Here is a 23,799-nt window from a genome sequence, read left to right as displayed (position 1 = left end):
TGAACCGGATGGCCGCCGAAGTGCGGAGAGAACAGCCGCCCCAGCAGGACCTGATCGCGCTGGGCGAAGACCGGATCGCGGACGCCGTGAAGACCGAGCGGCGGCGGCTCTCCGACCTTCTCGATGACCTCGGCGAGGCCGAGTGGGCCGTGCGGTCGCTGTGCGACGCCTGGACGGTGCGGGAGGTCGTCGCCCACCTGACGTTCAGCACGCGCGCCACGTTCGGCTCGGTGATCCTGCCCGCGATCAAGGCGCGCGGCGACCTCGACCGGATGGCCGCGATGATGGCCCACGACCGGGCGGCGAGGTACACGCCGGACGAGCTGGTGCGGCAGCTGCGCGAGAGCGCCGAGTCGTCCCGGCGGATGCCCGGCAGCTCCCCCATGGACCCGCTGATGGACCTGCTCGTGCACGGGCAGGACATCGCCCGCCCGCTGGAGCGGCACCACCCGGTGCCGATCGCGCTCGCGGTGCCGGCCCTGGCCTACGTCGCCGCCAGCCGGTTCCACGGCGGCAGCGGGCGGGTCGCCGGCCTGACGCTCGTGGCGACCGACGCGGACTGGTGGTCCGGCCTCGGGCCGCAGGTGCGGGGGAACGCCGAGGACCTGCTGCTCGCGGTCTCCGGCCGGCCGGCGGGGCTCGCCGGGCTGACCGGTCCGGGGGCCGAGCTGCTGGCCGCACGGCTGGGCGGGCGCTGAGCGCTTCCCGGTTCGGGGCGCTTCCCGGTTCGGGGCGGTGCGGTTAACCTGCTTGTGGCGTCCATGCCGGTTGTTCGTGCCTTGCGCCTGGGAGGGTCCCGTCCGCGGGATCCGTACGGCTCTTGCACCGGCTCCTCTGTGTCCCCCGCTCAGCTGAGGAGTCGTCCCCGTGAAATCCCCCCGCAAGCGATGGCCCGCGCTGGTCGCCGCGCTGGCCTCGGCCCTCGTCGCGGCCGCCGTGTCGCTGGTCGCGCTGTCCGCCCCGTCGTCCGCCCGGCCCGTCCCCCTGATCGCCTGCACGTATCCCGCGTGGGCGGAGGGAGCCTCGTACAAGGTCGGAGACAAGGTCGTCCACGGCGGTCACGGCTACGAGGCGATCGTCGCGCACACCGCCCATCCGGGCGCCGGCTGGGATCCGGCGTCCACGCCGACGCTCTGGCGCGGGCTGGGCGCCTGCGACGGAACGCAGCCGCCCACGACACCGCCCACGACACCGGCCGAGGACGAGGTCTGCCCCCTGAAGGGCAAGCCCGCCGGGAAGGTGCTGCAGGGCTACTGGGAGAACTGGGACGGCGCGGCCAACGGCGTCCACCCGCCGTTCGGCTGGACGCCGATCGACGACCCCGCGATCAGGCGGCACGGCCACAACGTGATCAACGCGGCGTTCCCCGTCATCCGGTCGGACGGCACCGTCCTGTGGGAGGACGGAATGGACGCCACGGTCAAGGTCGCGACGCCCGCCGAGATGTGCGCGGCGAAGGCCGCGGGAGCCACCATCCTGATGTCGATCGGCGGCGCGACCGCGGGCATCGACCTCAGCTCCAGCGCCGTCGCGGACCGGTTCGTCGAGACGGTCGTGCCGATCCTGAAACGGTACAACTTCGACGGGATCGACATCGACATCGAGACGGGCCTGACGGGCAGCGGGAACATCGGCCAGATGTCCACGTCGCAGGCCAACCTGATCCGCATCATCGACGGTGTGCTAGCCCAAATGCCGTCCGGGTTCGGGCTCACCATGGCGCCGGAGACGGCGTACGTGACCGGCGGCAGCGTCACCTACGGCTCCATCTGGGGCGCCTACCTGCCGATCATCAAGAAATACGCGGACAACGGCCGGCTGTGGTGGCTCAACATGCAGTACTACAACGGCAGCATGTACGGCTGCTCCGGCGACTCTTACTCCGCCGGGACGGTCGAGGGATTCGTCCGGCAGACCGAATGCCTGAACAACGGCCTGACCATTCAGGGAACCACGATCCGGGTGCCCTACGACAAGCAGGTGCCGGGCCTTCCGGCGCAGCAGGGCGCCGGCGGCGGATACATGCCGCCGAGCCTCGTCGGCCAGGCCTGGAACCATTTCAACGGGCAGCTGAAAGGCCTGATGACCTGGTCCATCAACTGGGACGGGTCGAAGGGCTGGACGTTCGGCGACAACGTCCGCGGTCTCCAGGGGCGCTGACCGCGCGCCGCGGGACGGGCGCAGGGCCCGTCCCGCGGCTTGACCTTGACGCCGGTGTGAAGGGTTACCGTCGTCACCGGCCATGAAGGAGAGGAGGGCCGATGCGGATCGGGGAACTGGCCGCGCGGGCGGGCGTCAGCACCCGCACGCTGCGCTACTACGAGCAGCAGGGGCTGCTGCCGGCGCGGCGCGCGGCCAACGGCTACCGGGAGTACGAGGAGTCCGACGTCCGGCTGGTCACGGAGATCCGCGGGCTGCTCGCGGCCGGGTTCTCGCTGGACGACACCCGCCCGTTCGTGGACTGCCTGCGCGCCGGGCATCCCGACGGCGCGTCCTGCCCCGAATCGGTCGCGGTCTACCGGCGGAAGCTCGCGGAGATCGACGCCGAGATCCGCACCCTCATCCGCCGCCGCGCCGACGTGGCCGGCCAGCTCGCGCGGGCCTGCCCCGGCTGCGCGCCGACTCCCGAGGAGGGGACGAATGATCACGCTGACGGCCGAGAACTTCGACGAGCGGGTGCTCCGCGCCGGCAAGCCGGTACTGGTCGAATTCTGGGCGGACTGGTGCCCTCCCTGCAAAATGATCGCGCCGATCCTTGAGCAGATCGAGGCCGAACACGGCGATCGGCTGACGATCGCCAAGCTCAACGGCGACGATCACCCGCAGATCGTTTCCCGGTACGGCGTCATGGGCTTTCCCACGATGAGCCTGTTCCGCGACGGCGAGGTCGTCCGGCAGATCGTCGGCGCGAAGCCCAAACGCGCCCTTCTCGCCGATCTGGACGGCCACTTCTAAGTCGAGGGAACGCATTCTCCCGATCCGTCGTCCTATTGACTGAACGTGACGGCCGGTATCTGGAGGGTTTAGTGCGAACGCTGTTGAATGTCGTGTGGCTGGTACTCGCGGGGTTCTGGATGGCCCTGGGCTACGTGGTGGCCGGGATCATCTGCTGCGTTCTCATCGTCACGATCCCGTTCGGCGTCGCCTCGTTCCGCATCGCGGCGTTCACGCTGTGGCCCTTCGGCAGGACGGCCGTCCCGAAGCGGAGCGCGGGCCTCGGCTCGACGCTGGGGAACATCATCTGGATCATCGTCGCCGGCTGGTGGCTCGCGCTCGGGCACCTGGTCACGGGCGTCCTGCTGTGCATCTCGATCATCGGCATCCCGTTCGGCATCGCCAACTTCAAGCTGATCCCGATCTCGCTCACCCCGCTCGGCCACGAGGTCGTCCGGTCGGACGGGCGGTCCGGCTTCTGACCGCGCGTCAGGACGTCCAGGCCCTGCCGGTGAGGCGTTCGTAGACGTCGATGTAGCGGGCCCGGGTGGCCTCGACGACGTCGTCGGGGATGGCCGGGCCCGGCGGGGTGCGGTCCCAGTCGAGGGTGCTGCTCCAGTCGCGGACGTACTGCTTGTCGAGCGAGTGCTGGGGACGGCCCGGACGCCACTGGTCGGCCGGCCAGAAGCGGGACGAGTCGGGCGTGAGCACCTCGTCGGCGAGGACGAGGGCGCCGTCCGGGGCGCGGCCGAACTCCAGCTTGGTGTCGGCGATGATGATGCCGCGCTCGGCGGCCAGGGCCGCGCCGCGCCGGTAGATCTCCAGCGTGACGTCCCTGAGCCGGGCGGCCGTGCCGGCGCCGATCTCGCGGACCACGTCGTCGTAGGTGATGAACTCGTCGTGGCCCTCGGTGGCCTTGGTGGTCGGGGTGAAGATCGGCTCGGGCAGCCGGGACGCCTCGACCAGGCCGTCCGGCAGCGGGACGCCGGAGACGGTGCCGGACTTCTCGTACTCCTTGAGGCCGAGGCCGGCGAGGTGGCCGCGGGCGATCCACTCGACGGGGAGCATGGCGAGGCGGCGGCAGCGGACGGCGCGCCCCGCCCACTCGTCCGGCACGTCGGTCGCGGACACGATGTGGTTCGGGACGATGTCGGCGAGCCGCTCGAACCACCACAGGGACAGCTGCGTGAGGATCTTGCCCTTGTCGGGGATCCGCGTCGGCAGCACGACGTCGTAGACGCTCACCCGGTCGGACGCGACGAGGATCAGCTCGTCGCCGTCCGCGTAGACGTCCCTGACCTTGCCCGAGTGGACCAGCTCCATGAGGCTCCCTATCTCGTACTCCCGCCGGACAGGAGTTTCGCACAGGGGATCCCGCCGACACGCAACGGCACCTCACTCCTCGATGTGCACCCGGACGCCGCCGAGCGACGCGTCCGCCGCGTCCGGGACGACCATGCCCGCGGCCACGCCGGAGCGCAGGTAGTCCAGGACGGGCGCGGTGATCCGCTCGCCCGGCAGGACGGCGGGGATGCCGGGCGGGTAGGGGGTCAGCATCTCCGCGCAGACCCGTCCGACGGCGTCGTCCGCGGACACCTGCTCCGCCGGGCCGAAGAACGCGTCGCGGGGCAGGATCACGAGTTCGAGCCGCAGTTTCTCGGGTGACGGCACCTCGACGGCGGGCCCGCCCCGCAGCGAGCCGATGTGCGCGTGGAGGTCGCGCAGGGCCGCTAGGAGGCGACCGGCGGTCTCCTTGTCGTCGGCGAAGGTGAGCTGCGCGCTGATCCGCCGGTGGTCGGCCAGGTGCAGGTTGACGCGATGGTGCTCGCGCAGCCAGTCGGCCGCCCGGTAGCCGGTGACGCCGAGGCCGGCGATGTCGATGACGACGGGCAGCGGGTCGAGGTCGTGCGCCAGTCCCGGTCCGGTGAACTCGCCGGGGCCCTGCACGTCGAAGCCGGGCAGCGACGCGATCTCCGCGCGAACGGCGGACGCTAGGTCGAGCGCGTCCTGCAGCAGGCCGCGGCCGTGCTCGACCATCTGCCGCCGCCAGCCGTCCAGGCCCGCGTAGAGCAGGACGGACGGGCTGGTCGTCCCGAGCAGGTCCTCCCGCTGCTTGAGCACGGCCGGATCGACGAGATCGCCCTGCTGGTGGAACACCGAGCCCTGCTCCAGCCCGGCGCCCATCTTGTGGACGCTCGTCACGCAGACGTCGGCGCCGGCGTCCATGGCCGAGCTCGGGAGGCCGGGGTGGAACGGCAGGTGCGCGCCCCACGCCTCGTCCACGATCAGCGGCTTCCCGCGGCCGTGGCAGACGGCGGCGATCGCGGCGAGGTCGGCGCACGTCCCGTAGGGGGTCGGGCTGGTGACCAGGGCGCCGCGCGCGTCGGGATGCTCGTCGAACCGCGCCGCGAACGCCGCCGCCGACGGCGGGTGCGCGAGATGCCGCGTGGCGTCCCACTGTGGCTCCACCCAGATCGGGCGGACGCCGGACAGGATCAGCCCCGAGACGACCGACTTGTGGGCGTCCCGCCCGACGAGCAGCTTCTCGCCGGGACCCGCCACCGACAGCATCGCGCTCTTGACCGACAGGGAGCTGCCGCAGGTGGAGAAGAAGGTCCGCTCGGCGTGGACGGCGTCCGCCATGAGCTCCTGGGCGCGCTCCAGCACCCCGCCGCCCGACTCGCGGTCGTCCAGGCCGGAGATCGCGAGGACGTCCGACCGGAACACCGCGTCGCCCAGCGCCTCGCGCACGCGCGGGTCGGCGCCGCGGCCCTGCTTGTGGCCGGGCGGCGTGAAGGGGAGCTGGTCCTCGCGATGGTAGGCGGCGAGGGCGTCCAGGACGGGGGCCTGCGAGTGGTCCATGGGCCGACCCGTTCCCGTGAGGGTGCCTCCGTAACGCGAATGGGGACGCGGCCACCGGGTAGGGCGGGCGTGAACGGCCGACAGGGAGTGAGGGATGAACGATCGAGTACCGGCCGAGGCGGAGCTGGCCTGGGAGGACTTCCACCGGCTCGTCAACATGACGTCCGACGAGCTGCGCGTGTGGCTGCTCACGGACGCCTCCGGCGAGGAGGCCTTCCCGGCGGACGGCGCGGGCCCGGGGGTGTCGGAACTGGGCGCCCGCGTGGTCGACGTGCTGCGCAAGCGCAAGGTCGACCTCACGGAGAACGACGCGGAGGTCATGCAGGAGGTCGTCGCCTTCGTCGAGGACCGCCTGGAGAACCGCCCGCCGAACGCGGAACGGGACGAGGAGTGGCGGCACGCGCTGATGAGCGTCGGCCACGATCCGCTGCGTCCCGAACCGTCCAGCGCATAGGAGGCGAAGACCCCTGAACGACGTGGAGGCCGCCCCGGGGACGTCCCCGGGGCGGCCTCCTTGTCGGTAGGGGTCAGGGGACCTCGGTCTGCGGGCTGTAGCCGTCGTCCTCGCCGCCGGGCGTCTCCGCCTCCGCGACCGGCGGGTCGGTCGGGCCGGGCGTGTGTTCTGCGGCGAAGTCGGTGTCGTCCTCCTGGGGCGCGTTCGCCTCGGCGCGCCGGTCGGCGAGCGGCTTGTCCTGGTCGTTCCTGCGGTCGCCCATCAGCCGCGCACCTTCCCGATCGCGTCGCGGACGCGGTCGGCGACGGCCGCCATCGGGCCGACCGCGAGGTTCTTGGCGGGCGACTCCACGCCCTGGTGGGGGTGCGTCGGCGCGACCGCCTCGGCGGCCCGGACGGCCTTGGCCATGCCCCGCATCTGCTCGGGCGTCGCCTCGCGGGCGATGCGCGGGAACTCCTCCTTCTCCTCGTGCGAGGCGTGCGCCTCCAGGTCCTTGTGGAACTCGGCGAACGTCTCGTGGAAGTCGGCGGACTCGGGGTCCATCTTCTCCAGCTCGGACAGGACGCCCTTGGCGTCGTGCTCCTCTTGCAGCCGCTCGTCCACGATGGAAGAGCCGTCGCCGATGGCGCGCCGCGCGAACGGATGGACGATCTGCTCCTCGGCGGTCTCGTGCACCGCGAGAAGCTCGCGCAGCCGGTCGAAGGCGTCCTTGCGCACCTGCCCGTGGTTCTTCTCCACCGTGGACGCCAGCCGGCGGATCTCCTCGTGCTGCGAGAGCAACAGGTCCACGACGTTCTCGGCCTCTGCGGCCATGATCGACCTCCTCCTCATGGGTTCGAACGGGCCGATACCCGGAGGGCGCGCTTCAACCCTCCGGGCCGCGGGCGGCGCTGAGTAGGCTGAACCACATGCTCTACGGGCGGGACGGGGAACTGGCCGCGATCGACGGGCTTCTCCGCCGGGCCCGTGACGGGCGCAGCGGCACCCTCGTCCTGCGCGGCGAGGCCGGGATCGGCAAGTCCGCGCTCCTCGACCACGCGGCCGCCGCGGACGGCATGCGCGTCCTGCGGGCGACGGGCGTCGAGAACGAGAGCGGCATGCCGTACGCGGGCCTGCACCTGCTGCTCGGGCGGTACGCGGACCGCTTCGGCGGCCTGCCGGAGCCGCAGGGCCTCGCGCTGTGCGCGGCGCTCAACATGGGCGGGCGGCCCGGCGAGGGCGACCGGTTCCTGGTGGGGCTCGCGGTGCTGACCCTGCTTGCCGACCTGGCCGAGGAGCGGCCGCTGCTGGTGCTGGTGGACGACGCGCACTGGATGGACGGCCCGTCCGCCGGCGCGCTGCTGTTCGCCGCCCGCCGCCTGGAGGCCGAGCCCATCGCGATGATCTTCGCGGCCCGTGACGCGGACGCGCCGGAGTTCGCCGCCGAGGGGATACCGGAACTGCGCTTGCGCGGCCTCGACCGGGACGCCGCGCGGCGGCTGCTCGCCGAGCGCACCGCGACGCTGCCCGGCCGGACGGAGCAGGAGGTGCTGGCCGCGGCGATGGGGAACCCGCTCGCGCTGCTCGAACTGCCGGCGCGGGGCGGCCACGGGTCGGCGTACGAGCGGATCCGCCGGTCGTACGCCGAGCGGATCGCCGCGCTGCCGGAGCGGGCGCGGCGGCTCCTGCTGCTGGTGGCCTCGGACGACCTCGGGGACGTCGGGGCGATCGTGGCGGCGGCGGGGCGGTGCGGCGCGTCCGTCGACGACGCCGCCCCGGCCGAGCGCGCCGGGCTGCTGCGCACGACGGCGGACGGGCGGCTGGAGGTGCGGCATCCGCTGATCCGCACCGCCGCCGTCGAGGAGGCGCCGCTGAACGCGCGGCTGGCGGCGCATCGCGCGCTGGCGGAGGCGTACCGGGAGCGCGGCGACGACTGCCATCACGCGTGGCATCTGATCAGCGGGGTCACCGAGCCGGACGAGCGCGTCGCGGCCGTCCTGGAGAAGACCGCCGAGACGGAGCGCGACGGGGGGGGCAACGCGTCGGTCGCCGCGATGTACGAGGCCGCCGCCGAGCTGAGCGAGGACCGGGCCGAGCGCGGGCGGCGGCTGGCGGCGGCCGCGCGCGCCGCGGCCGACGCGGGCCTGCCGGAGCGGGCGGTCGAGTTGGCGGCCCGCGCCGAGGCCGACCTGCCCGATCCGGTGGCGCGGGCGGAGCTGACGCTGACCCGGGCCTCCCTCGCCGACGAGCAGGACCGGACGCGGGACGCCTACCGGCTGTTCGCCGAGACGGCCGCGTCGGTCGTCGAGCTCGACCCGTACACGTCCGGCTACCTGTACTTCCAGGCGGCGTCCGCCGCGGCCAACGCGGGGGACTTCACGGCGCTGGACGACATCGTCGCCGAAGGGGTCCGCGCCGGCGTCCCGAACGCGTCCCATCTGCGGGCGCTGAGCCGGGTGTTCGCGGGGCAGCGGCCGTTCGCGACCGGCGCCGATCTCGCGGACGGCGTGGCGGCGCTGCGGGAGCTGATGGACGCGATGCGCACCTGCTACGGACCCCGCGACCGGATCCGCGCCGGGCTGTGGCATCTGCTGGTCGGGGACGTGCGGGGCGCCGCGGAGGCCGCCGCGGCGCTGGAGCGCCGCCACCGCGAGGAGGGCGCGATCGGGCTGCTCGCCGCGGTGCTGATGCTGCGCTCCCGGACGGACCTGCTGCTCGGCCGGCACCGGGACGCGCTCACCGCCGCCTCGGAGGGCAGGCGGATCGCCCTCGACACCGGGCAGCGGCGGATCCGCGTCTACCTCGACACCGTCCTGGCGCAGCTCGCCGCGATCGGGGGCGACGAGCGCCGGTGCACGGAGCTGACGGAGGAGGCGCTGGCGCGGGCCGTCCCGCCGAGCAGCGTGCACGCGGCGTCGGCGCGCGCCCTGCTCGATCTGGGTCTCGGACGGTACGAGGCCGCCGTCGAACGTCTCTCGGACGTCCTGTCGGGCCCGAATCGGCAGGGCGCCATCGCCGCCCTGCCCGATTTCGTCGAAGCGGCCGTCCGGGCCGGGGTTCCAGAGCGTGCGCAGGAAGCCGGTGAGTGGTACGGGAAATGGGCCGCGCATGTAGGGCGGCCATGGGCCGAGGCCATCGCGGCGCGCTGTGCGGCTCTGCTCACCTCGGAGGACCCTGACGCGCTGTACTCGCGTGCCCTGGATCTGCACCGTGAGGGCGGGACGCCGTTCGAGCAGGCGCGTACCGAGCTGCTGTACGGCGAGTGGCTGCGCCGGTCACGGCGCAGGAACGACGCGCGGGCGCGGCTGCACTCCGCGCTGGAGGCGTTCGACCGGCTCGGCGCGGTGCCGTGGGCGGAGCGCGCCCGCACCGAACTGCGCGCCGCCGGGGAGAGCCTCACCGACGGCGGAGACGGGCGGGACGTCCTCGCCGCCCGCCTCACCCCACAGGAACTCCAGGTCGTCCGGCTGGCGGCGACGGGCCTGAGCAACCGGGAGATCGGCGCCCAGCTCTTCCTCAGCCCCCGGACGGTCGGCTACCACCTCTACAAGGCCTACCCGAAGCTCGGCGTCGCCGGCCGCGCCGAACTCGGCCGGCTCGACCTGACCTAGCTCCTGTCCCGCACGAACCTGACGAGGTCGGGCGCGTCCTCGCCTTCGAGGACGATGCCGAAGTCGGCGGCGAGCGCCGCGGGCAGCTCGGCGGGGGTGAGCGTGCGGGTCTCGACCGTGCCGTCCGCGCGGGTGAGGGTGTGGGTCGTCCCGTCCAGCACGTGGAGGACGTCCGGCGAGAACTTCTGCACGAACGGGCGCGCCGTGAACGGCGAGCGCGGGTTGGTCGAGACGTAGTGGTTGAACACCTCGAAGTCGATGCGGAACGTCTCGTTCAGCGGGAACGTGTGCCGCTGGACCCATCCGTCCGGGCCGCGCTGGTGCATCTCCCAGCCCGCGGTGTTGGGCGTCCACGTCTCGACGGTGCGGCCCCGTCGGAGCCGGAACCCCCAGCCGTCCTGGACGGCCTCCTCGCCGTCGACGAGCGGGAGCGGCTCCAGCGGCCCGGCGCCGAAGCCCACGTCGCAGAGCCACGCCGGCTCGTCCCGCGACCCTCCCGGCGGGCGGACGTGCAGCAGCGCGTGCGTGGACGGGCGGAGCTTCGGCGAGCCCAGCGTCACCCGCGCCGCGAGCGCGGTCACCTCGAAGCCCAGCCGTTCCAGCACGGCCGCGAACAGCCGGTTGTGCTCGAAGCAGTAGCCGCCGCGCGGGCGGCCGACGAGCTTCGCCTGGACGGCGTCGAGCGACATCTCCACCGGCCGCCCGAGCATGATCTCCAGGTTCTCGAACGGGATGGACGTGACGTGCGCCCGGTGCAGGGCGCGCAGCGTCTCCCCCGTGGGGGCCAGGCCGCCGTCGTAGGCGACGCGCTTGAGGTAGGCGGGCAGGTCGAGCAGGTCGCCCTGCCACCCGTAGCCGAGATCGTCGCTCATTTTGTCCTCTCGCCTGTCGACGTCGTAACAACGGGCGAGGCGCGGATCTTTCCGTGCGCCGCACGGCGTCGGCGTTCATGACCCAGCGTAGAAGTGCCCGCCTGGATGCTTTGCCCTTCAGGTACCGGCTCGGCGTATTAGCGCGGTCCTCGCCGGGGCAGCCACACAGCGCCGGGGATCCGCAGGGGGAAGGGGCAGGCATGGTGAAGGGCAGACGGCCGTGCGCCGGCGTCGCGGGGCTCGCGCTCGCCTGCGCCGCCGCGGCGCCGGTCATGGTCACGCCGGCGTCCGCCGCGGACGGCGCCGCCTCCCGCAGCGTCACCTACCAGGCGACGCTGGAGCCGCTCAACCACCAGAACGCCTCCGGCTCGCTCACGCTGCGGCTGGACGGCCGCCGCGCCACGATCGACGAGCACTTCGAGGGGCTGACCGGCACGTCGGAGGGCATGCCCTACCCGCACCTGCAGCACATCCGCGGCGGCGGCCGGGGCGACTGCCCCACCACGGCCGCCGACGAGAACGGCGACGGCGTCGTCAGCGCCACGGAGGCCGCGCCGTTCTACGGGCCGGTCCAGACGACGCTGTCGGTCAAGGGGAGCACCTCGGCGAAGGCCGGCTCCGACGTCGAGAACGCGCCGACGGGGGCCGAGACCGACTACACGCGTGTCACCAGGCTGGACGCGGCCACGCTGGGGTCCCTGCGCGCGGGCACCGCCGTCGTCGTGGTGCACGGGGTCGACCCGGCCCTGCTCCGCCCCGGCATCCAGAAGAAGCCGAGCGACATCCTGCCGTCGCTTTCCCTGGCGGCGACGTCGCCCGTCCTTTGCGGCGTGCTGCGAGCCATGCCGGACGGCGGCGCCGTGACCGGGACCGGGTCCACCGCCGCCCATGACGCGCCGAGCAAGACCGTGCAGGGGGCGTGGGTTCTCGGCGGCGCCGTCGCAATGGCGGCCGTGGCACTGCTGGTCCGCTTTCTCCTGCGGCGCCGAGGGCGGACGGAGGGGTGACCGCGAGGACCCGCGCGAAGGGTCCGGCGGCCGCCCTCGGCGTGGCCGCGGCGATGGTGGCGGCGGCCGCGGGGGTGGACGGCCGGGCGCCGCGGGCCGCCGTGGACGGTCCGGCTCCGCGGGCGGTGACCGTGTCCCGGCCCTCGCCCGCTCCGCGTCCGGCCCGGCTGCCCGCGTCCCCGCCGGTCCGCCTGGTCATCCCGGCCGCGGGCGTCGACTCGCCCGTCGCGCGGGCCGGGCTGCGCCCGGACGGCTCGCTGGAGCCGCCCCGGCCGCCGAACGAGGACGAGGCGGCCTGGTACACGGGCTCGGTCACCCCCGGGCAGCCCGGCACGGCGGTGATCGAGGGGCATCTGGACTCGGCCTCGGGACCGTCGGTGTTCTACCGGCTCGGCCGCCTCCGGCCGGGGCAGCGGGTGAGCGTGCTGCGCGCCGACCGCGCCACGGCCGTCTTCACCGTGGACGCCGTCCGCACCTTCCCCAAGGACGGCTTCCCCGCGCGGGCCGTGTACGGCGACACGCCGGAGCCGTCCCTCCGGTTGATCACGTGCGGCGGGGACTTCGACGCGCGTGCCGGGCACTACCGCGCCAACGTCGTGGCGTTCGCGCGGCTGACCGCCGTCCTCGGCGACGGGTAGTGCGGGGCGCCGGGGCGGAGCCCTGAACGGGACGCGGGTCCCGGGCCGTACTTCGAGGTGACGGGCGACTTTCCGGAGGCGAAGGAGCCGTCGTGGTGAGCGTCGAGGACGTGGTGCGAGCGGCCGGCCGGGTGCCGGACGGGGCGGGCGCCGTGCCCGGTCCTCACCGGCTCGGGGGAGGCGGTGCTGTGGAAGGGACGCGGGACCGCGTGGTGGTCGGCGAGATCATGCTGCCGGGCGTGCGGCGGGCGGTCGGGTGCGCGCGCGGCTTCGTCCGGAACGTGGCGGCCGGCCATCCCGCGCTGGACGACATGGTCATGGTGGTGAGCGAGACGGTCGCGAACGCGATCACGCACACCGCGTCCGGGCGGGAGGGCGGGCTGGTGACGGTCGTCGTCGCCGTCGAGGCCGGGACGTACCGGCTGGAGGTCGCCGACGACGGCGCGGCCGGCGGGCGCCCGCACGTCAAGGCGGAGGCCGGCGCGGAGACGGGCCGCGGGATGCGGATCGTGGAGGCGCTGGCGGCGCGCTGGGGGTTCCGGGCGGACGGCGCCCGGACGGTCGTGTGGGCCGAGTTCCCGGCCCCGGCCGCCGCGGAGCGGGGCCGGGGCGGGGACGGGGAGACGCCGCTCAGCGGCCCCGGTTGAGCTGCCGGGTCGGCATCTGCCGGACGTTGCGGCGGTTGTTGTTCGCGAGGTTCGCTTTGGAGTCGGAGTTCTTCCGCCGCCGATTCTTCTTTCCGTTTTTGGCGAACGGGTCGTTGTCAATGGCACGCATGAAGAGACCACCTCCGGGCACGTCTGAATTCGGCCGTGAGAGGGCCGATGAAAAGGGATGGGGGCGCACGGCGACGTCGCAGGTCACACGAGATGTACATGCGATACGGGAGCGCCTTGGAAGGAACGGGAGCGGGCCCGCGGCGGTGCCGGGGGCGGCTCAACCGGAGAAGAATCAAAGCTTCATGCGTAAGAGTTAGCCATAGCCTCGCCGGAGTGTCAACCCGGAAAATGCGTTTCCGTGGACTCCCTATTCCGTGGCGGGGGATGGCGCGATCCGTGGGGTGCGTGTCGTTGACGCCATGGACGCCGGGCGCTCAGCCTGGAGACATGCGCGTCGTGTTCGTGATCTACGACGGGTTCCAGGTCCTCGACCTGACGGGCCCGCACGAGGTGTTCCGCAGCACCGGGCTGTACGACTGCCTGGTCGCCGGGCCGCGGCCCGGTCCGGTGACGTCCTCCGGCGGGCTCCGCGTCCACGCCGACTCCGGCCCGGACCTGCGGCCCGCCGCCATCGACACCCTGGTCGTGGCCGGCGGCACCGGGGTCGACGCGGCGCGGCGGGACGCGGCGCTCGTCGGCTGGGTCGCGGCGGCCGCGGGCGCGGCGCGCCGGGTCGCGTCGGTGTGCAGCGGCGCGCTCCTGCTGGCCGAGGCCGGGGTCCTGGACGGGCGCCGCGTGACGACGCACTGGCGGCGGGAGGACCAGCTGAGGAGGGAGTACCCGCGCCTGGACGTCGACTGCGACCCGATCTTCGTCCGGGACGGGCCCGTCTGGACGTCCGCCGGCGTCACGGCCGGGATGGACCTGGCGCTGGCGCTGGTCGAGGACGACCACGGGCGGGAGGCGGCGCACGCGGTGGCGCGCGAGCTGGTGATGTTCCTGCGGCGGCCCGGCAGCCAGTCGCAGTTCAGCGTGCCGCTGTGGTCGGCGCAGCCCGCGACGGACCCGATCCGGGCGGCGGTGTCGTCCGTCCAGGCCGATCCGGGCGCCCGGCACACCATCGCCGACCTGGCCGAGCGGTCCGGCCTCAGCGCGCGGCACCTGCAGCGCAGGTTCACCGCCGAGCTGGGGGTGCCGCCGGCCGCGTACGTCGAGCGGGTCCGGATCGAGGCGGCGCGGCGGGCGCTCGCGGAGGGGGACGAGCCCGTCGAGACGCTGGCGCGGCGGCTGGGCTTCGGGACGGCGGAGACGCTGCGCAGGGCGTTCCACCGGCATGTCGGGGTCGCGCCGTCCGACTACAGGGACCGATTCAGAGGGACGAGGGAGTACGCATGACGACGTATGGGCTGCTGGTCTTCGAGAACGCGGAAGAGCTGGACTTCGCGGGCCCGTGGGAGGTGTTCACGGCATCGGCCATGCTCCGCGACCAGGGCGACACGGCCGTCCTGGTCGCCGAGCAGGCCGGGCCGGTCCGCTGCAACAAGGGCATGCGGGTCGTGCCGGACCACACCCTGGACGACCACCCGGACCTGGACGTCCTCCTGGTCCCCGGTGGGCGTGGCGCCAGGGAGACCCAGCCGGACAACCCCGCCGTCACCGGCTGGATCGCGAAGGTCGCGGAACAGGTCGACTGGGTGACGAGCGTGTGCACCGGCTCGATCCTGCTGCACGCCGCGGGTCCGGCGAAGGGACGGAGGGTCGCGACCCACTGGGCCTCCGAGGACGCGCTGGAGGCGCGCGGCGACGTGACCGTCGTCCGGGACGCGCGCTACGTGGTGGACGGCAACCTGGTCACGAGCCAGGGGGTCTCCGCCGGGATCGACATGGCCCTCTGGCTGGTCGGGCGGATCCACGGCCGCGATCACGCGCGGGCGGTGCGCCGCTACATCCAGTACGAGCCGGCGCCGCCGTACATGGCCGACGAACCCGGCTGATCGGAACGAACATTCCGCCATACCAGTGATGATCTTCGCTTATCGGCATAATCACGCGAATGGCGATATCGCTTCCGGTGAGGTTCCGCAGCGACGGCGTGCGGGTGGCCGTGGAGACCGACCCCCTGCACGCCCCGCTGCGCGACTTCCTCATCAACGACCTGGGCGAGGACCTCTCCGCGATCGCCCGCGCGCAGGGCCGGCTGAACGGCGACCCGGCCCGGCCCTGGCAGGAGCACTACCGCTACCACCGCCTCGACTTCGACGGCACGATCGTGCACGTCCGGGACGTCGCCGGGTGGGCGTCCTGCGACCTCGACCCGGCCGTCCTCCGGCAGTGCCTGGACGAGTACCTCCAGGAGGTCGGCGCCCTCAAGAGCCGCCGGAGCCTGGAACGCGGCCTCGGCCAGGCCCGCGACGGCGAGCCCGTGGCCACGTCGCTCGCCCTCGGCGCCGTCTCCCCGCGCACCCAGGGCTGGGGCCTGATCCAGACCCCGCGCGCCGTCCTGGAGGACCTCGCCGGGCTGACCCCGCACCCGGACGCCTGCCTGCCGCACGGCGTCCTCGGAACCGGCTCCGGCGCCTGCTGGGCCGACCTCGCCGTCCTGGACGAGACGGGCACGCGCCTGCGCGGGGGCACCAAGACGTTCATGCCGAGGGGGATCGACCCGGAACGCCTCATGGGCGAGCTGGGGACCGCCCTGACCCAGGCCCGTTTCCTCAAGTCCGTCCCGGGAGCGTGGTCGGGGGTCGTCGCAGGGGTTCCCGCGCACGGTTACGTCGACCCGGAGACCGTCCTGCGGCTCCCCTGCGAGCCGATCGAGATCGGGGGCGTCGTCCGGCGCGTCAGGGCGTTCTTTCCTGAGCTGGCCGATTCGGGTGTCGACCTGGAGTCCGCGGCGTCCGCGGCGAGCGAGCTCACCGCGTCGGTGAACGGGCCGCGCCACGTCCTCACGGCGTTCCTGCTCCACGACGTGCAGAGCCATCGCCACCACCTGGAGGTCCTTCGCGCCGCCCGTCCGGGCTGGGAGCACACGGGCAACGCCTGCCACCTGCGCCTGGACGTCCAGACCGTCCGGCTGGAGCACCTGTGGCTGCCCGGCCACGCCTGCGAGATCCCCACCGGAGAGTTCGGCGGCATCCTCTACGAGTACGAACGGCTCCTCACCCTCTGACGATATTCTTCGCAGCCGGGGAGAACGGGGGAGGCGCGTCCATGACCGTTCCGGGACGACTCGTCGACCGCCTCCTCGGCCTTCCCGAGTCGCCGTCGCCGCACGCCGAGGTCGCGCGCGACCTGCGCGTGCCCATGCCGGACGGGATCGCGCTCGTCGCCGACCTGTACCGCCCGCGCGGCGCCGGCCCGCTGCCGGCCGTGCTGATCCGCACCCCGTACGGCAAGCGGCAGGGCGCCGTGCGGCTGTTCGCGGGCGTTCTCACCCGGCGGGGGTTCCAGGTCGTGATCCAGAACGTGCGCGGGGTCCTGGGGTCGGAGGGCGAGTTCCACGCCTTCCACAACGAGAAGGACGACGGCCTGGCGACGCTCAGGTGGCTCCGTGCCCAGCCCTGGTGCGACGGCAAGGTCGCCATGGTCGGCGCCAGCTACCTCGGGTTCACCGAGTGGGCGGTCGCGCCCTACGCAGACCCGCCCTTGGAAGCCATGGGGCTCGGCATCACCGCGTCCGAATTCGTGAGTTCGTTCTATCCGGGCGGTGCGCTCGCCCTGCACAACACGCTCGTCTGGTCGTCGCTGATGGGCACGCAGGACGAAAGAAGGCGGCCGTTCCACAACAGGCGCGTCCGGCAGGCGATGCGGCACCTGCCGCTGGACGAGGCCGACGTCGCGGCCATCGGACGTCCCGAGACCTTCCTCCGCGAGGTCGCGGCCCATGCCGAGCCCGGCGACGGCTTCTGGGAGGGCACCGACCACAGCGCCGCCGTGCCGGAGACGACCGCGCCCACCACGATGGTGGCGGGCTGGTGGGACCTCTTCCTGCGCCGCCAGCTCAAGGACTTCGCCGCTCTCCACGCGGCGGGGCGGGACGTCCGCATCACCATCGGCCCGTGGGGACACGACCTCAGAGCCCTCCGCGCGACGCTCTCCGACCAGGTGTCCTGGCTGAACGCCCACCTCAACGGGGACAAGGCCCAACTCCGCACGGCGCGAGTGAGGCTGCACCTGCAGAAGGCCGGCACGTGGCTGGACTTCGACCGGTGGCCCCCGCCCGGGACCCGGCCCACGCCGCTCTACCTCTCTCAGGGCCTCGCCTGGGACGTGCCGGACGAGGAACCCGCCACGTTCACCTACGACCCCTACGACCCCACGCCGAACGTCGGAGGCCCGCTGCTGTCACCCGGCAAGGGCGGGCAGCGCGCCAACGCGCGCCTCGAACGCCGTGACGACGTGGTCGTTCTCACCGGGGCGCCGCTGACCCGTGACCTCGATCTGATCGGTCCCGTCTCGGCGACGATCCACGTCCGCACCAGCACCGGCCGGGGCGACCTCTTCGTCCGCCTCTGCGACGTCGACCGCGACGGCGTCTCGCGGAACGTCACCGACGGCATCGCGCGCATCACGGAAAGCGGCGTCGTCCGCGCCGAGATCGAGATGCACCCGACCGCCTACCGCTTCCGGCGCGGCCACCGCCTGCGCGTCATGCTCGCGGGCGGCGCGTTCCCCCGCTTCGCCCGCAACCCCGGCACCGGCGAGCCCGCGGGCCGGGCCGTCGCGTTCCGCCGCACCCGCTTCGAGGTACTCCGCGCCAGGAGCCGCCCATCCGCCCTCCACCTGCCCGTTTGGGGCGGCTAGGGCCGCTTCGACATCGGAGCGTAATCCGTTCGTCGCAGACGGTGGTCCGTTCGTCGACACGGCCGGGCAAAGCCTCGATCCGCCCGCGGGTGCTCGCTACGTTCTTCTCATCCGCAGAACGGCCGGTGCGAAGCCGCTTCGGGGGGAGTGGCCGGTCCTGTGAGCGCACCGGGCCGGCATGGCGGAACGGGGGGAGAGGGGTCACTTCGGGGGGAGTGGCCCCTCCGTCCGTTCCCGCGGTCTTTATAAGTTCGCTATAAGGACCGCGGCACGAAGATGGAGATGCGCTAGCAGTAAAGCCGGACGGGACGTCCCACAATTCTGGCACCCGCGAATTCCCCCATCGCGGTATCGGCTAGTGAAGGGTACGCCCCCGATGAAAAGGCATCTGACGCGTGCGTTCAGACTGCTCCCCGCCGTGGCGCTGGTGGCCGGCGCCGCGCTGGCGCCCGCCGCGAACGCCGCCGCTCCCGCCCATCCGGTCCGGCTCGCCGCCAATCCCTACGAGCGCGGACCGGCCCCGACCGAGGCGAGCATCACGGCCGAGAAGGGCCCGTTCGCCATCGAGAGGATCGACGTTCCGGCGGGCAGCGGGCCCGGCTTCAACAAGGGCACGATCTACGCGCCGACCGACCTGAGCCAGGGGACGTTCGGCGCCATCGCCGTCTCGCCCGGGTTCGTCTCCCCGCAGGCCTGGATCGACTGGTACGGCCCGCGCCTGGCGACACAGGGCTTCGTCGTCATGACCCTGGAGACCAACAGCCTCTTCGACGTGCCCGCCGCCCGCGGCGAGCAGCTCCTCGCCGCCCTCGACTACATGACCGGCGGGAGCAGGGTGAAGGACCGGATCGACGCGTCGCGCCTGGCCGTCATGGGGCACTCCATGGGCGGCGGCGGGACGCTGGAGGCGGCCGACGACCGCCCGGCGCTCCAGGCCGCCGTGCCGCTCGCCCCGTGGAACACCAACTACGACTGGAAGAGCGTCCGGGTCCCGACCATGATCATGGGTGCGGACAACGACGCCATCGCCCCCGCGGACTCGATGGCCGAGTCGTACTACGACAACCTCACGTCCGTCCCGGAGAAGGCGTACCTGGAGCTGAAGAACGCCGGGCACATGACCTTCAACTCGCCGAACACGACCATCGCGAAATACACCATCGCGTGGATGAAGCGGTTCGTGGACGACGACGCCCGCTACGAGCGGTTCCTGTGCCCGGAGCCGGCGCCGGGCGCGACCATCGCCCAGTACGAGGGCACCTGCCCCACCGGCTGACCGGCGGACGGTGGTGATGGTCCCGGCAGGCCGTCACCACCGCCCTCCGGGGTTCAGCCCGCGGGGGAGACGCGCCGGTCGCCCGGATCCAGCCGGACGAGATGGTGCAGGAGGAGCAGCAGCTCGATGCGCCGTCCGGGATCGAGGAGCACGCCGCCGAGGGTCTCCTCCAGGCGCCGGATCCGGTACCGGACGGTCTGCTCGTGCACCAGCAGCCGCTCCGCCGCCGCCACCGCGTTGTCGCGGCACTCCATGTAGGTCAGCAGCGTTCGGGACAGCGCGTCCCGCCGGTGCGGGGGCAGCTTCATCAGCGGCGCGAGCCGGGTGCTCAGCGCGACGTCGAGCAGCTCCTCGCTCTGCGCCGCGACCAGGCTCGGCAGATGGTCGAGGCAGCGCACGGGCTCCTTGCCGGGCAGCACGCCGCGCTCCACCAGCGCGAGGCCCCGCCGCGCCCAGCGCAGCGACAGCGCGGCGCGCGCCGGCGGCACCGCCGGGCCGATCGCCGCCGACCGCGTCCCCTTGATCGCGGCGAGCAGCCGGTCCCGGCCGGGGCCGTCCGGGTCGGGGCAGATCAGGTACGGGGCGGGAGCGTGCCAGTCGGCGAGGAAAAGCGGCGGCAGCACCGGGACGGCCTGGCCGGGGGCGGGCCGGACGGCGACGGCGGCCAGCGTCCGCGGCACCGGCCAGCCGGCCGACCGCGCCAGCTCCCCGATCGCCTCCGCGCTCGCGGGCGGGTCCATGACCAGCAGGTCGCGCAGCCGCCACCGGAACCGCTCCCGCTCCCCGGCGAGCTCGCCCTGGGCGTTGGCGTAGCCCTGGCCGGCCGCGCTGGCGATGCGCTCCAGGAACACGAACAGCGACTCGGTGATCGAGCCGAGCGTGTCCAGCGACCAGCCGAGCCGCCGGGCGTCCTTGATGAACCGGCGGCACGCGACCTGCCCGCTCACCCGGATCGCGGTCTGCAGCCCGTCCAGGCTCCGCCCCGTGCGGGCCTCGTACGCGCCGATCCTCTCGAAGATGCCGGTGACGCTCTCCCACTCCATGTCGGGACGGCCGATGGCGTCCACGAACTGCCGGACCGTCTCCTCGACCGCCCACCGCATCCGGCGGCCGTAGCGGCTCTCCGGCGGGCGCGCGTACTCCGGGACGAGCCCCTGGATCTCCGCGACCATCTCCACCGCCGCCGCCTCCAGGTGGGGCCGCATCGGGCCGGCCACCTCGGCCGGCAGCCCGGACAGCGGGAAGTCCCGTCCCGGGGACGGGGTGGTCCGGCTCATGGCACGCCCTCCTGGTTCCGGTCTCCTGCCCTCTCAGGCTCGGTTCCGGCGGGGCGCCGCGATAGGCACGGACGGAAAGTTTCGATGGTTCCGGATTGTCACCCGGCTGACAGCCGCGCGACCCGCCCGCGACCCGCCCGAGGCGGGGCCCGCGGCGTGTCGCGGCGGCGGCGCGAAACCCCGCGAGCCCGCCCCGCGACCGGCGTGCGACGGGCGGTGCCGCACCAAGAGCGATCTCCCCGCGCCGGCTCCGCGGCGGGTTACCGGAATTCTTCGCAAAGGAATTCCCGGGGCCGTGAAAAAGGCCCGGGACACGTGTCAACCAAGCGGAGATCGCGGCGTCATGCGGGACGTTTCCCGATGTTCCGCCAAATGGTCGTTCCGCGGCGCCGGGCCGGAAAACTTGACCCGGCGGAAGTCGACTTCGCAGAGCGCCTGCGGAATGGTTCTCCCCATGCATTCACGTATTCGAACCACCGGGCCGTCCGGTCCCACCGGGTGGCTGCTGGCCTTTCTCGGCGCCCGCGAGCAGGCGCTGCGCACGCACACCGGGGTCGCCGCCGGACCGGCCGAATGGCTGCTGGTCTTCCTGGAGGTCGAGCGCGCCGAGCTCGCCGCCCGGCAGCGTCCCGCCACCCTGCTGTCGCGGCGCGGCAGGTCCGAGGAGTCCCCGTTCGGCCGGCTGGCCGCCCGCAGCGCCTGAAGGAGCGGCCCCGTGACCATCGAGATGCTCCTCGCCGCCGTGATCGGCGGCGCGCTCGGCCTCGCCGAGCTCCTCGCGCGCTACCGCGACAAGCCCGTCGCGGCCCTGCTGTCCCCGGGCGGGCTGCTGTTCGTCTTCGTCAACGCCAGCGCGTCCGTCGTCGCGCTGATCGCGATGACCGCGTCCGGCTGGACGTTCGGGCTGCCCCCCACCACGCCCCCGGCGAGCCTCATGGTCGTCCGGGTGATCGCGGCGGGGATCGGCTCGGCGGCCGTGCTGCGGATGTCGTTCGGCCCGGCGCACAGCGGCGGCACCGGCCCCGTGGCCCTGCTCGGCGGCATCCTGCGGGTCGCCGACGGCGAGCTGGAGCGCAAGCGCGCGCTCAGCCGGCTGTCGCACAACGACCTGTCGGGCCTGTCGTTCGAACGCGACCACGCCGCCCTCGCCGAGCTGTGCTGCCACCTCCTGCGCGAGTTCGACCTGGCCGAGGCGCAGCGGCTCGGGGGCCTGGCGGCCGAGCTGAGCAGCCGCGACGACCTCACCGACGCCGACAAGCTGGACTGCTGGGGGCTGGAGCTGACCCGGCTCGTCGGGGAGCGCGCCCTCCGGCAGGCGGCGCGGCGGCTGCGCGACCGGCCCCGCGACGAGCTCCGCCCGGCCGCCGGCCAGGCGGCCCAGGCCGCCCCGGCGCCGGACGACCACCTGCTGGAGACCGCCCCGGCCCGCCCGTCGGTGGCCAAGACCTCCCGCCTCGCCCCGAGCACCAACGGCAGGACGGAACGCAAATCGTTCAGCGACGCGTGACACCCCGGGAAATACCGGTGCGCCCCCTTCCGGGTGCACCGGTATTTTCGCTGGACCGGCCGCTACCGGGGCCGGACGGACAGCGGCGGGGCGCCCTCGGCATCGTCCCGCTCCTCCAGGGCGGCCGCGATGCGGTGCAGCGCCTCCGCCATCGAGACGAGCGCCTGCACCTGCGCGGCCGCCATGAGGTTCCCGGGCGAGGGGTCGGCGGCCTGGGCCTCCGCGGCCGCCTCGCAGGCCTGCTGGCTCCACCAATGCACGCCGCGATCCTATTCGAGGGCGCGAACGCGGTCCCCGCCGCCGCGCCGCCCGCCGCCCGCCCCGGCGGTTCTTTGCCGGCAGAGACGAGAGGGCTCCGCCCATGAACACAGAGCAGCGCGCCGCCCCGGCCGCCGGCCTCCCGCGCTGGGCCGGGAAGCCGGTGCGGCGGTTGACCACGGGCGAGCTCGCCGAGGCGCTCGCCTACCTGGAGCGGCACCGTCCCGAGGACGACGTCCTCGGCCGCGCGCTCGCCGGCGAGTTCGCCCGCCGCACGGCCGCCGCCGAGTTCGCCCGCCGCGCCGCGGCCGGCCGCTGACGGGGCCCGGGGCGGTGCGAGGCCGCGGGGAGGGTATACGTCCGGGTATGGAGGTACGACTGCGCAGGGTGTACGAGCCGCCCTCGTCCGATGACGGCAAGCGGATCCTGGTCGACCGCGTCTGGCCACGCGGGCTGTCCAAGGAGGACGCGCGGCTGGACGAGTGGCTGAAGGACGTCGCCCCGTCCACCGAGCTGCGCAAGTGGTACGGGCACGACGCCGAGAAGTTCGCGGAGTTCGCCCGCCGCTACGACGCCGAGCTGGCCGAGCCCGAGCGCGCGTCCGCGCTCGACCACCTGCGGGAGCTCGCCGGGCAGGGCACGGTCACCCTCCTCACCGCGACCAAGGACGCCGAGCGCAGCCAGGCCGCCGTCCTCGCCGGCCGCCTCCGCGACTCCGGCTGACGCCGCGCCTTCTACGCGGACTGGACGGGCCGCTTGAATTTCCCGGCCGGTCGAATGGAACGCTCCTTTCAGTGGCCATGCCGGCCGCTTTCACATTGGACGTTCCATTGTGCCTGCTCCGGCCCGGCGGGAAGGGGTGGTTTCACTGTTTCCAGTGGCCCATGAAAATTGAAAAAACGGCGATTGACCCCTCTGACCTGGGAAGTTTACGCTCCCTTTGCGCAGGTCCCAGCGAGGAGGAATCGCATGCGTAAAGGGATTGCCGTTTCCGCTGCCGCCGCAATTTCCGCGGGCGTCCTGTCCGCCGCGCCGGCGTCCGCGGCGCCGCTGCGGGTGCCCGGGCCGGACGGGGTGACGATCGAGATCGCGACCGTCAACGGGTCGGGCTGCCCGGCCGGGACGGCCGCCGTCGCCGTGTCGGACGACAAGGAGGCGTTCACCGTCACCTACAGCGACTACATGGCGCAGGCGGGCGGTTCCTCCGGCCCGACCGACTTCCGCAAGAACTGCCAGATCAGCATGAAGGTGCACGTCCCGCAAGGGTTCACCTACGCGATCGCGTCCACCGACTACCGCGGCTTCGCGTGGCTGGAGCCGGGCGCCAGCGGCGTCGAGAAGGCGAGCTACTACTTCCAGGGCATGCCGCAGACCGCCGCGATCTCGCACTCCATCAAGGGCGAGTACGCCGACAACTGGCAGTTCACCGACACCAACGACGTCGCGCAGCTCGTCTACAAGCCGTGCGGCGAGGAGCGCAACTTCAACGTCAACACCGAGCTGCGCGTGCTCAAGGGCACGTCCGACCCCGCGAAGACCAGCTTCATGTCGATGGACTCGACCGACGGCAGCATCAAGACCACCTACCACTTCGCCTGGAAACAGTGCCCCCCGTGGTGACGCCCGCCGGCCGAGAAGGCACCGAGTAAAGGAGAACGACCG

28 protein-coding genes are annotated in these 23,799 nt (G+C 73.3%); 20 read left to right on the top strand and 8 right to left on the bottom strand.

Going from position 1 to position 23,799, the window contains the following annotated elements; all coding sequences use genetic code 11:
* The first annotated feature begins 8 nt into the window (after positions 1-8).
* The 5 genes from BM339_RS15465 to BM339_RS15445 all read left to right on the top strand — a co-directional run bounded on the left by BM339_RS15465 (position 9) and on the right by BM339_RS15445 (position 3,416).
* Entirely contained in the window at positions 9-698 is a 690-nt protein-coding gene (locus tag BM339_RS15465) for a maleylpyruvate isomerase family mycothiol-dependent enzyme (protein WP_083597642.1), read from the top strand.
* Between the two features lie 169 nt (positions 699-867).
* A complete protein-coding gene (locus BM339_RS15460; protein WP_256255353.1) occupies positions 868-2,160 on the top strand; it encodes a carbohydrate-binding protein in 1,293 nt (430 codons plus the stop codon).
* 101 nt (positions 2,161-2,261) lie between these two features.
* Positions 2,262-2,759 (top strand): MerR family transcriptional regulator, encoded by a 498-nt coding sequence (locus BM339_RS15455; protein ID WP_021598522.1) that lies wholly within the window; start codon positions 2,262-2,264, stop codon positions 2,757-2,759.
* Positions 2,641-2,955: a thioredoxin gene (trxA, locus tag BM339_RS15450; RefSeq protein WP_024935842.1), complete on the top strand. Its 315-nt coding sequence runs from the start codon at positions 2,641-2,643 to the stop codon at positions 2,953-2,955. The genes BM339_RS15455 and trxA overlap by 119 nt, the downstream gene beginning before the upstream one ends.
* A 71-nt stretch (positions 2,956-3,026) precedes the next feature.
* Positions 3,027-3,416, top strand: coding sequence for a YccF domain-containing protein (locus tag BM339_RS15445; protein WP_024935843.1), 390 nt, complete (start codon positions 3,027-3,029; stop codon positions 3,414-3,416).
* A gap of 7 nt (positions 3,417-3,423) precedes the next feature.
* Here the strand turns inward: BM339_RS15445 and BM339_RS15440 are convergent, their stop codons facing one another.
* Positions 3,424-4,257: a phosphoribosylaminoimidazolesuccinocarboxamide synthase gene (locus BM339_RS15440; RefSeq protein WP_075021249.1), complete on the bottom strand. Its 834-nt coding sequence runs from the start codon at positions 4,255-4,257 to the stop codon at positions 3,424-3,426.
* A gap of 72 nt (positions 4,258-4,329) precedes the next feature.
* Positions 4,330-5,796, bottom strand: a complete 1,467-nt coding sequence (locus BM339_RS52295) for an aminotransferase class I/II-fold pyridoxal phosphate-dependent enzyme (protein ID WP_075021248.1) — start codon at positions 5,794-5,796, stop codon at positions 4,330-4,332.
* 94 nt (positions 5,797-5,890) lie between these two features.
* Between BM339_RS52295 and BM339_RS15430 the strand changes: the two genes are divergently transcribed.
* Positions 5,891-6,250, top strand: coding sequence for a DUF3140 domain-containing protein (locus BM339_RS15430; protein WP_021598517.1), 360 nt, complete (start codon positions 5,891-5,893; stop codon positions 6,248-6,250).
* 73 nt (positions 6,251-6,323) lie between these two features.
* Here BM339_RS15430 and BM339_RS15425 read toward each other — a convergent pair whose 3' ends face one another.
* Entirely contained in the window at positions 6,324-6,512 is a 189-nt protein-coding gene (locus tag BM339_RS15425; protein ID WP_021598516.1) for a hypothetical protein, read from the bottom strand.
* Positions 6,512-7,063: a hemerythrin domain-containing protein gene (locus tag BM339_RS15420; protein ID WP_021598515.1), complete on the bottom strand. Its 552-nt coding sequence runs from the start codon at positions 7,061-7,063 to the stop codon at positions 6,512-6,514. Before BM339_RS15420 ends, BM339_RS15425 begins: the two co-directional genes overlap by 1 nt.
* Positions 7,064-7,158: 95 nt before the next feature.
* Between BM339_RS15420 and BM339_RS15415 the strand changes: the two genes are divergently transcribed.
* The gene (locus BM339_RS15415) at positions 7,159-9,840 is read left to right on the top strand and encodes a helix-turn-helix transcriptional regulator (protein ID WP_075021247.1); all 2,682 of its coding nucleotides are present in this window, start codon (positions 7,159-7,161) and stop codon (positions 9,838-9,840) included.
* Here BM339_RS15415 and BM339_RS15410 read toward each other — a convergent pair.
* The gene (locus tag BM339_RS15410; RefSeq protein WP_075021246.1) at positions 9,837-10,712 is read right to left on the bottom strand and encodes an arylamine N-acetyltransferase family protein; all 876 of its coding nucleotides are present in this window, start codon (positions 10,710-10,712) and stop codon (positions 9,837-9,839) included. The genes BM339_RS15415 and BM339_RS15410 overlap by 4 nt on opposite strands.
* Before the next feature lie 200 nt (positions 10,713-10,912).
* On the opposite strand from BM339_RS15410, the gene BM339_RS15405 reads away from it, so the two are divergent.
* The 3 genes from BM339_RS15405 to BM339_RS15395 all read left to right on the top strand — a co-directional run bounded on the left by BM339_RS15405 (position 10,913) and on the right by BM339_RS15395 (position 13,004).
* Positions 10,913-11,719: a hypothetical protein gene (locus BM339_RS15405; protein ID WP_075021245.1), complete on the top strand. Its 807-nt coding sequence runs from the start codon at positions 10,913-10,915 to the stop codon at positions 11,717-11,719.
* On the top strand, positions 11,716-12,357 hold the full coding sequence (locus BM339_RS15400) for a class F sortase (RefSeq protein WP_024935846.1): 642 nt from the start codon (positions 11,716-11,718) through the stop codon (positions 12,355-12,357). The genes BM339_RS15405 and BM339_RS15400 overlap by 4 nt, the downstream gene beginning before the upstream one ends.
* A 95-nt stretch (positions 12,358-12,452) precedes the next feature.
* Positions 12,453-13,004 carry an ATP-binding protein gene (locus tag BM339_RS15395; RefSeq protein ID WP_143118428.1) on the top strand — a complete coding sequence of 184 codons (552 nt, stop codon included), beginning with the start codon at positions 12,453-12,455 and terminating at the stop codon, positions 13,002-13,004.
* Here BM339_RS15395 and BM339_RS49840 read toward each other — a convergent pair.
* Positions 12,988-13,134, bottom strand: coding sequence for a hypothetical protein (locus BM339_RS49840; RefSeq protein WP_177287698.1), 147 nt, complete (start codon positions 13,132-13,134; stop codon positions 12,988-12,990). The genes BM339_RS15395 and BM339_RS49840 overlap by 17 nt on opposite strands.
* A gap of 329 nt (positions 13,135-13,463) precedes the next feature.
* Between BM339_RS49840 and BM339_RS15390 the strand changes: the two genes are divergently transcribed.
* The 5 genes from BM339_RS15390 to BM339_RS15370 all read left to right on the top strand — a co-directional run bounded on the left by BM339_RS15390 (position 13,464) and on the right by BM339_RS15370 (position 19,095).
* Positions 13,464-14,411: a GlxA family transcriptional regulator gene (locus BM339_RS15390; RefSeq protein WP_075021244.1), complete on the top strand. Its 948-nt coding sequence runs from the start codon at positions 13,464-13,466 to the stop codon at positions 14,409-14,411.
* The gene (locus BM339_RS15385; RefSeq protein ID WP_021599479.1) at positions 14,408-15,010 is read left to right on the top strand and encodes a DJ-1/PfpI family protein; all 603 of its coding nucleotides are present in this window, start codon (positions 14,408-14,410) and stop codon (positions 15,008-15,010) included. The genes BM339_RS15390 and BM339_RS15385 overlap by 4 nt, the downstream gene beginning before the upstream one ends.
* A gap of 59 nt (positions 15,011-15,069) precedes the next feature.
* Positions 15,070-16,185 (top strand): hypothetical protein, encoded by a 1,116-nt coding sequence (locus BM339_RS15380; protein ID WP_075021243.1) that lies wholly within the window; start codon positions 15,070-15,072, stop codon positions 16,183-16,185.
* A 41-nt stretch (positions 16,186-16,226) separates the two neighbouring features.
* On the top strand, positions 16,227-17,819 hold the full coding sequence (locus tag BM339_RS15375) for a CocE/NonD family hydrolase (protein WP_075021242.1): 1,593 nt from the start codon (positions 16,227-16,229) through the stop codon (positions 17,817-17,819).
* Between the two features lie 376 nt (positions 17,820-18,195).
* Positions 18,196-19,095 carry an alpha/beta hydrolase family protein gene (locus tag BM339_RS15370; RefSeq protein WP_021599482.1) on the top strand — a complete coding sequence of 300 codons (900 nt, stop codon included), beginning with the start codon at positions 18,196-18,198 and terminating at the stop codon, positions 19,093-19,095.
* 53 nt (positions 19,096-19,148) lie between these two features.
* On the opposite strand, the gene BM339_RS15365 is transcribed toward BM339_RS15370, so the two are convergent.
* Entirely contained in the window at positions 19,149-20,372 is a 1,224-nt protein-coding gene (locus BM339_RS15365) for a PucR family transcriptional regulator (RefSeq protein ID WP_024935848.1), read from the bottom strand.
* Between the two features lie 454 nt (positions 20,373-20,826).
* Between BM339_RS15365 and BM339_RS15360 the strand changes: the two genes are divergently transcribed.
* Together BM339_RS15360 and BM339_RS15355 are read left to right on the top strand one after the other, a co-directional pair.
* Complete coding sequence (locus BM339_RS15360; RefSeq protein ID WP_021600580.1) at positions 20,827-21,075, top strand: hypothetical protein; 249 nt, start codon at positions 20,827-20,829, stop codon at positions 21,073-21,075.
* A gap of 12 nt (positions 21,076-21,087) precedes the next feature.
* Positions 21,088-21,879: a hypothetical protein gene (locus BM339_RS15355; protein ID WP_024934532.1), complete on the top strand. Its 792-nt coding sequence runs from the start codon at positions 21,088-21,090 to the stop codon at positions 21,877-21,879.
* Between the two features lie 62 nt (positions 21,880-21,941).
* Here BM339_RS15355 and BM339_RS15350 read toward each other — a convergent pair whose 3' ends face one another.
* Positions 21,942-22,139: a hypothetical protein gene (locus tag BM339_RS15350; RefSeq protein WP_024934531.1), complete on the bottom strand. Its 198-nt coding sequence runs from the start codon at positions 22,137-22,139 to the stop codon at positions 21,942-21,944.
* Positions 22,140-22,240: 101 nt separating this feature from the next.
* On the opposite strand from BM339_RS15350, the gene BM339_RS15345 reads away from it, so the two are divergent.
* The 3 genes from BM339_RS15345 (at position 22,241) to BM339_RS15335 (ending at position 23,757) form a co-directional block, all read left to right on the top strand.
* Entirely contained in the window at positions 22,241-22,456 is a 216-nt protein-coding gene (locus BM339_RS15345; RefSeq protein ID WP_024934530.1) for a hypothetical protein, read from the top strand.
* A gap of 47 nt (positions 22,457-22,503) precedes the next feature.
* Positions 22,504-22,860 carry a DUF488 domain-containing protein gene (locus tag BM339_RS15340; RefSeq protein ID WP_033330410.1) on the top strand — a complete coding sequence of 119 codons (357 nt, stop codon included), beginning with the start codon at positions 22,504-22,506 and terminating at the stop codon, positions 22,858-22,860.
* 246 nt (positions 22,861-23,106) lie between these two features.
* A complete protein-coding gene (locus tag BM339_RS15335; protein WP_024934529.1) occupies positions 23,107-23,757 on the top strand; it encodes a DUF4360 domain-containing protein in 651 nt (216 codons plus the stop codon).
* Positions 23,758-23,799 lie beyond the last annotated feature (42 nt).

It is taken from the genome of Actinomadura madurae (genome assembly GCF_900115095.1).
Lineage (GTDB): Bacteria > Actinomycetota > Actinomycetes > Streptosporangiales > Streptosporangiaceae > Spirillospora > Spirillospora madurae.
The sequence above is the reverse complement of the archived record's forward strand: the minus strand, read 5'-3'. Positions and strand labels throughout refer to the sequence as shown.

What these genes read in the sequence shown, in the direction of transcription:
- BM339_RS15405 (WP_075021245.1), top strand. Translation starts at nt 10,913, where the DNA reads ATGGTGAAGGGCAGACGGCCGTGCGCCGGCGTCGCGGGGCTCGCGCTC.
- BM339_RS15385 (WP_021599479.1), top strand. Translation starts at nt 14,408, where the DNA reads ATGACGACGTATGGGCTGCTGGTCTTCGAGAACGCGGAAGAGCTGGAC.
- BM339_RS15465 (WP_083597642.1), top strand. Translation starts at nt 9, where the DNA reads ATGGCCGCCGAAGTGCGGAGAGAACAGCCGCCCCAGCAGGACCTGATC.
- BM339_RS49840 (WP_177287698.1), bottom strand. Translation starts at nt 13,134, where the DNA reads ATGCGTGCCATTGACAACGACCCGTTCGCCAAAAACGGAAAGAAGAAT.
- BM339_RS15345 (WP_024934530.1), top strand. Translation starts at nt 22,241, where the DNA reads ATGAACACAGAGCAGCGCGCCGCCCCGGCCGCCGGCCTCCCGCGCTGG.
- BM339_RS15420 (WP_021598515.1), bottom strand. Translation starts at nt 7,063, where the DNA reads ATGGCCGCAGAGGCCGAGAACGTCGTGGACCTGTTGCTCTCGCAGCAC.
- BM339_RS15365 (WP_024935848.1), bottom strand. Translation starts at nt 20,372, where the DNA reads ATGAGCCGGACCACCCCGTCCCCGGGACGGGACTTCCCGCTGTCCGGG.
- BM339_RS15425 (WP_021598516.1), bottom strand. Translation starts at nt 6,512, where the DNA reads ATGGGCGACCGCAGGAACGACCAGGACAAGCCGCTCGCCGACCGGCGC.
- BM339_RS15410 (WP_075021246.1), bottom strand. Translation starts at nt 10,712, where the DNA reads ATGAGCGACGATCTCGGCTACGGGTGGCAGGGCGACCTGCTCGACCTG.
- BM339_RS15455 (WP_021598522.1), top strand. Translation starts at nt 2,262, where the DNA reads ATGCGGATCGGGGAACTGGCCGCGCGGGCGGGCGTCAGCACCCGCACG.
- BM339_RS15335 (WP_024934529.1), top strand. Translation starts at nt 23,107, where the DNA reads ATGCGTAAAGGGATTGCCGTTTCCGCTGCCGCCGCAATTTCCGCGGGC.
- BM339_RS15390 (WP_075021244.1), top strand. Translation starts at nt 13,464, where the DNA reads ATGCGCGTCGTGTTCGTGATCTACGACGGGTTCCAGGTCCTCGACCTG.
- BM339_RS52295 (WP_075021248.1), bottom strand. Translation starts at nt 5,796, where the DNA reads ATGGACCACTCGCAGGCCCCCGTCCTGGACGCCCTCGCCGCCTACCAT.
- trxA (WP_024935842.1), top strand. Translation starts at nt 2,641, where the DNA reads ATGATCACGCTGACGGCCGAGAACTTCGACGAGCGGGTGCTCCGCGCC.
- BM339_RS15380 (WP_075021243.1), top strand. Translation starts at nt 15,070, where the DNA reads ATGGCGATATCGCTTCCGGTGAGGTTCCGCAGCGACGGCGTGCGGGTG.
- BM339_RS15340 (WP_033330410.1), top strand. Translation starts at nt 22,504, where the DNA reads ATGGAGGTACGACTGCGCAGGGTGTACGAGCCGCCCTCGTCCGATGAC.
- BM339_RS15375 (WP_075021242.1), top strand. Translation starts at nt 16,227, where the DNA reads ATGACCGTTCCGGGACGACTCGTCGACCGCCTCCTCGGCCTTCCCGAG.
- BM339_RS15360 (WP_021600580.1), top strand. Translation starts at nt 20,827, where the DNA reads ATGCATTCACGTATTCGAACCACCGGGCCGTCCGGTCCCACCGGGTGG.
- BM339_RS15370 (WP_021599482.1), top strand. Translation starts at nt 18,196, where the DNA reads ATGAAAAGGCATCTGACGCGTGCGTTCAGACTGCTCCCCGCCGTGGCG.
- BM339_RS15430 (WP_021598517.1), top strand. Translation starts at nt 5,891, where the DNA reads ATGAACGATCGAGTACCGGCCGAGGCGGAGCTGGCCTGGGAGGACTTC.
- BM339_RS15415 (WP_075021247.1), top strand. Translation starts at nt 7,159, where the DNA reads ATGCTCTACGGGCGGGACGGGGAACTGGCCGCGATCGACGGGCTTCTC.
- BM339_RS15440 (WP_075021249.1), bottom strand. Translation starts at nt 4,257, where the DNA reads ATGGAGCTGGTCCACTCGGGCAAGGTCAGGGACGTCTACGCGGACGGC.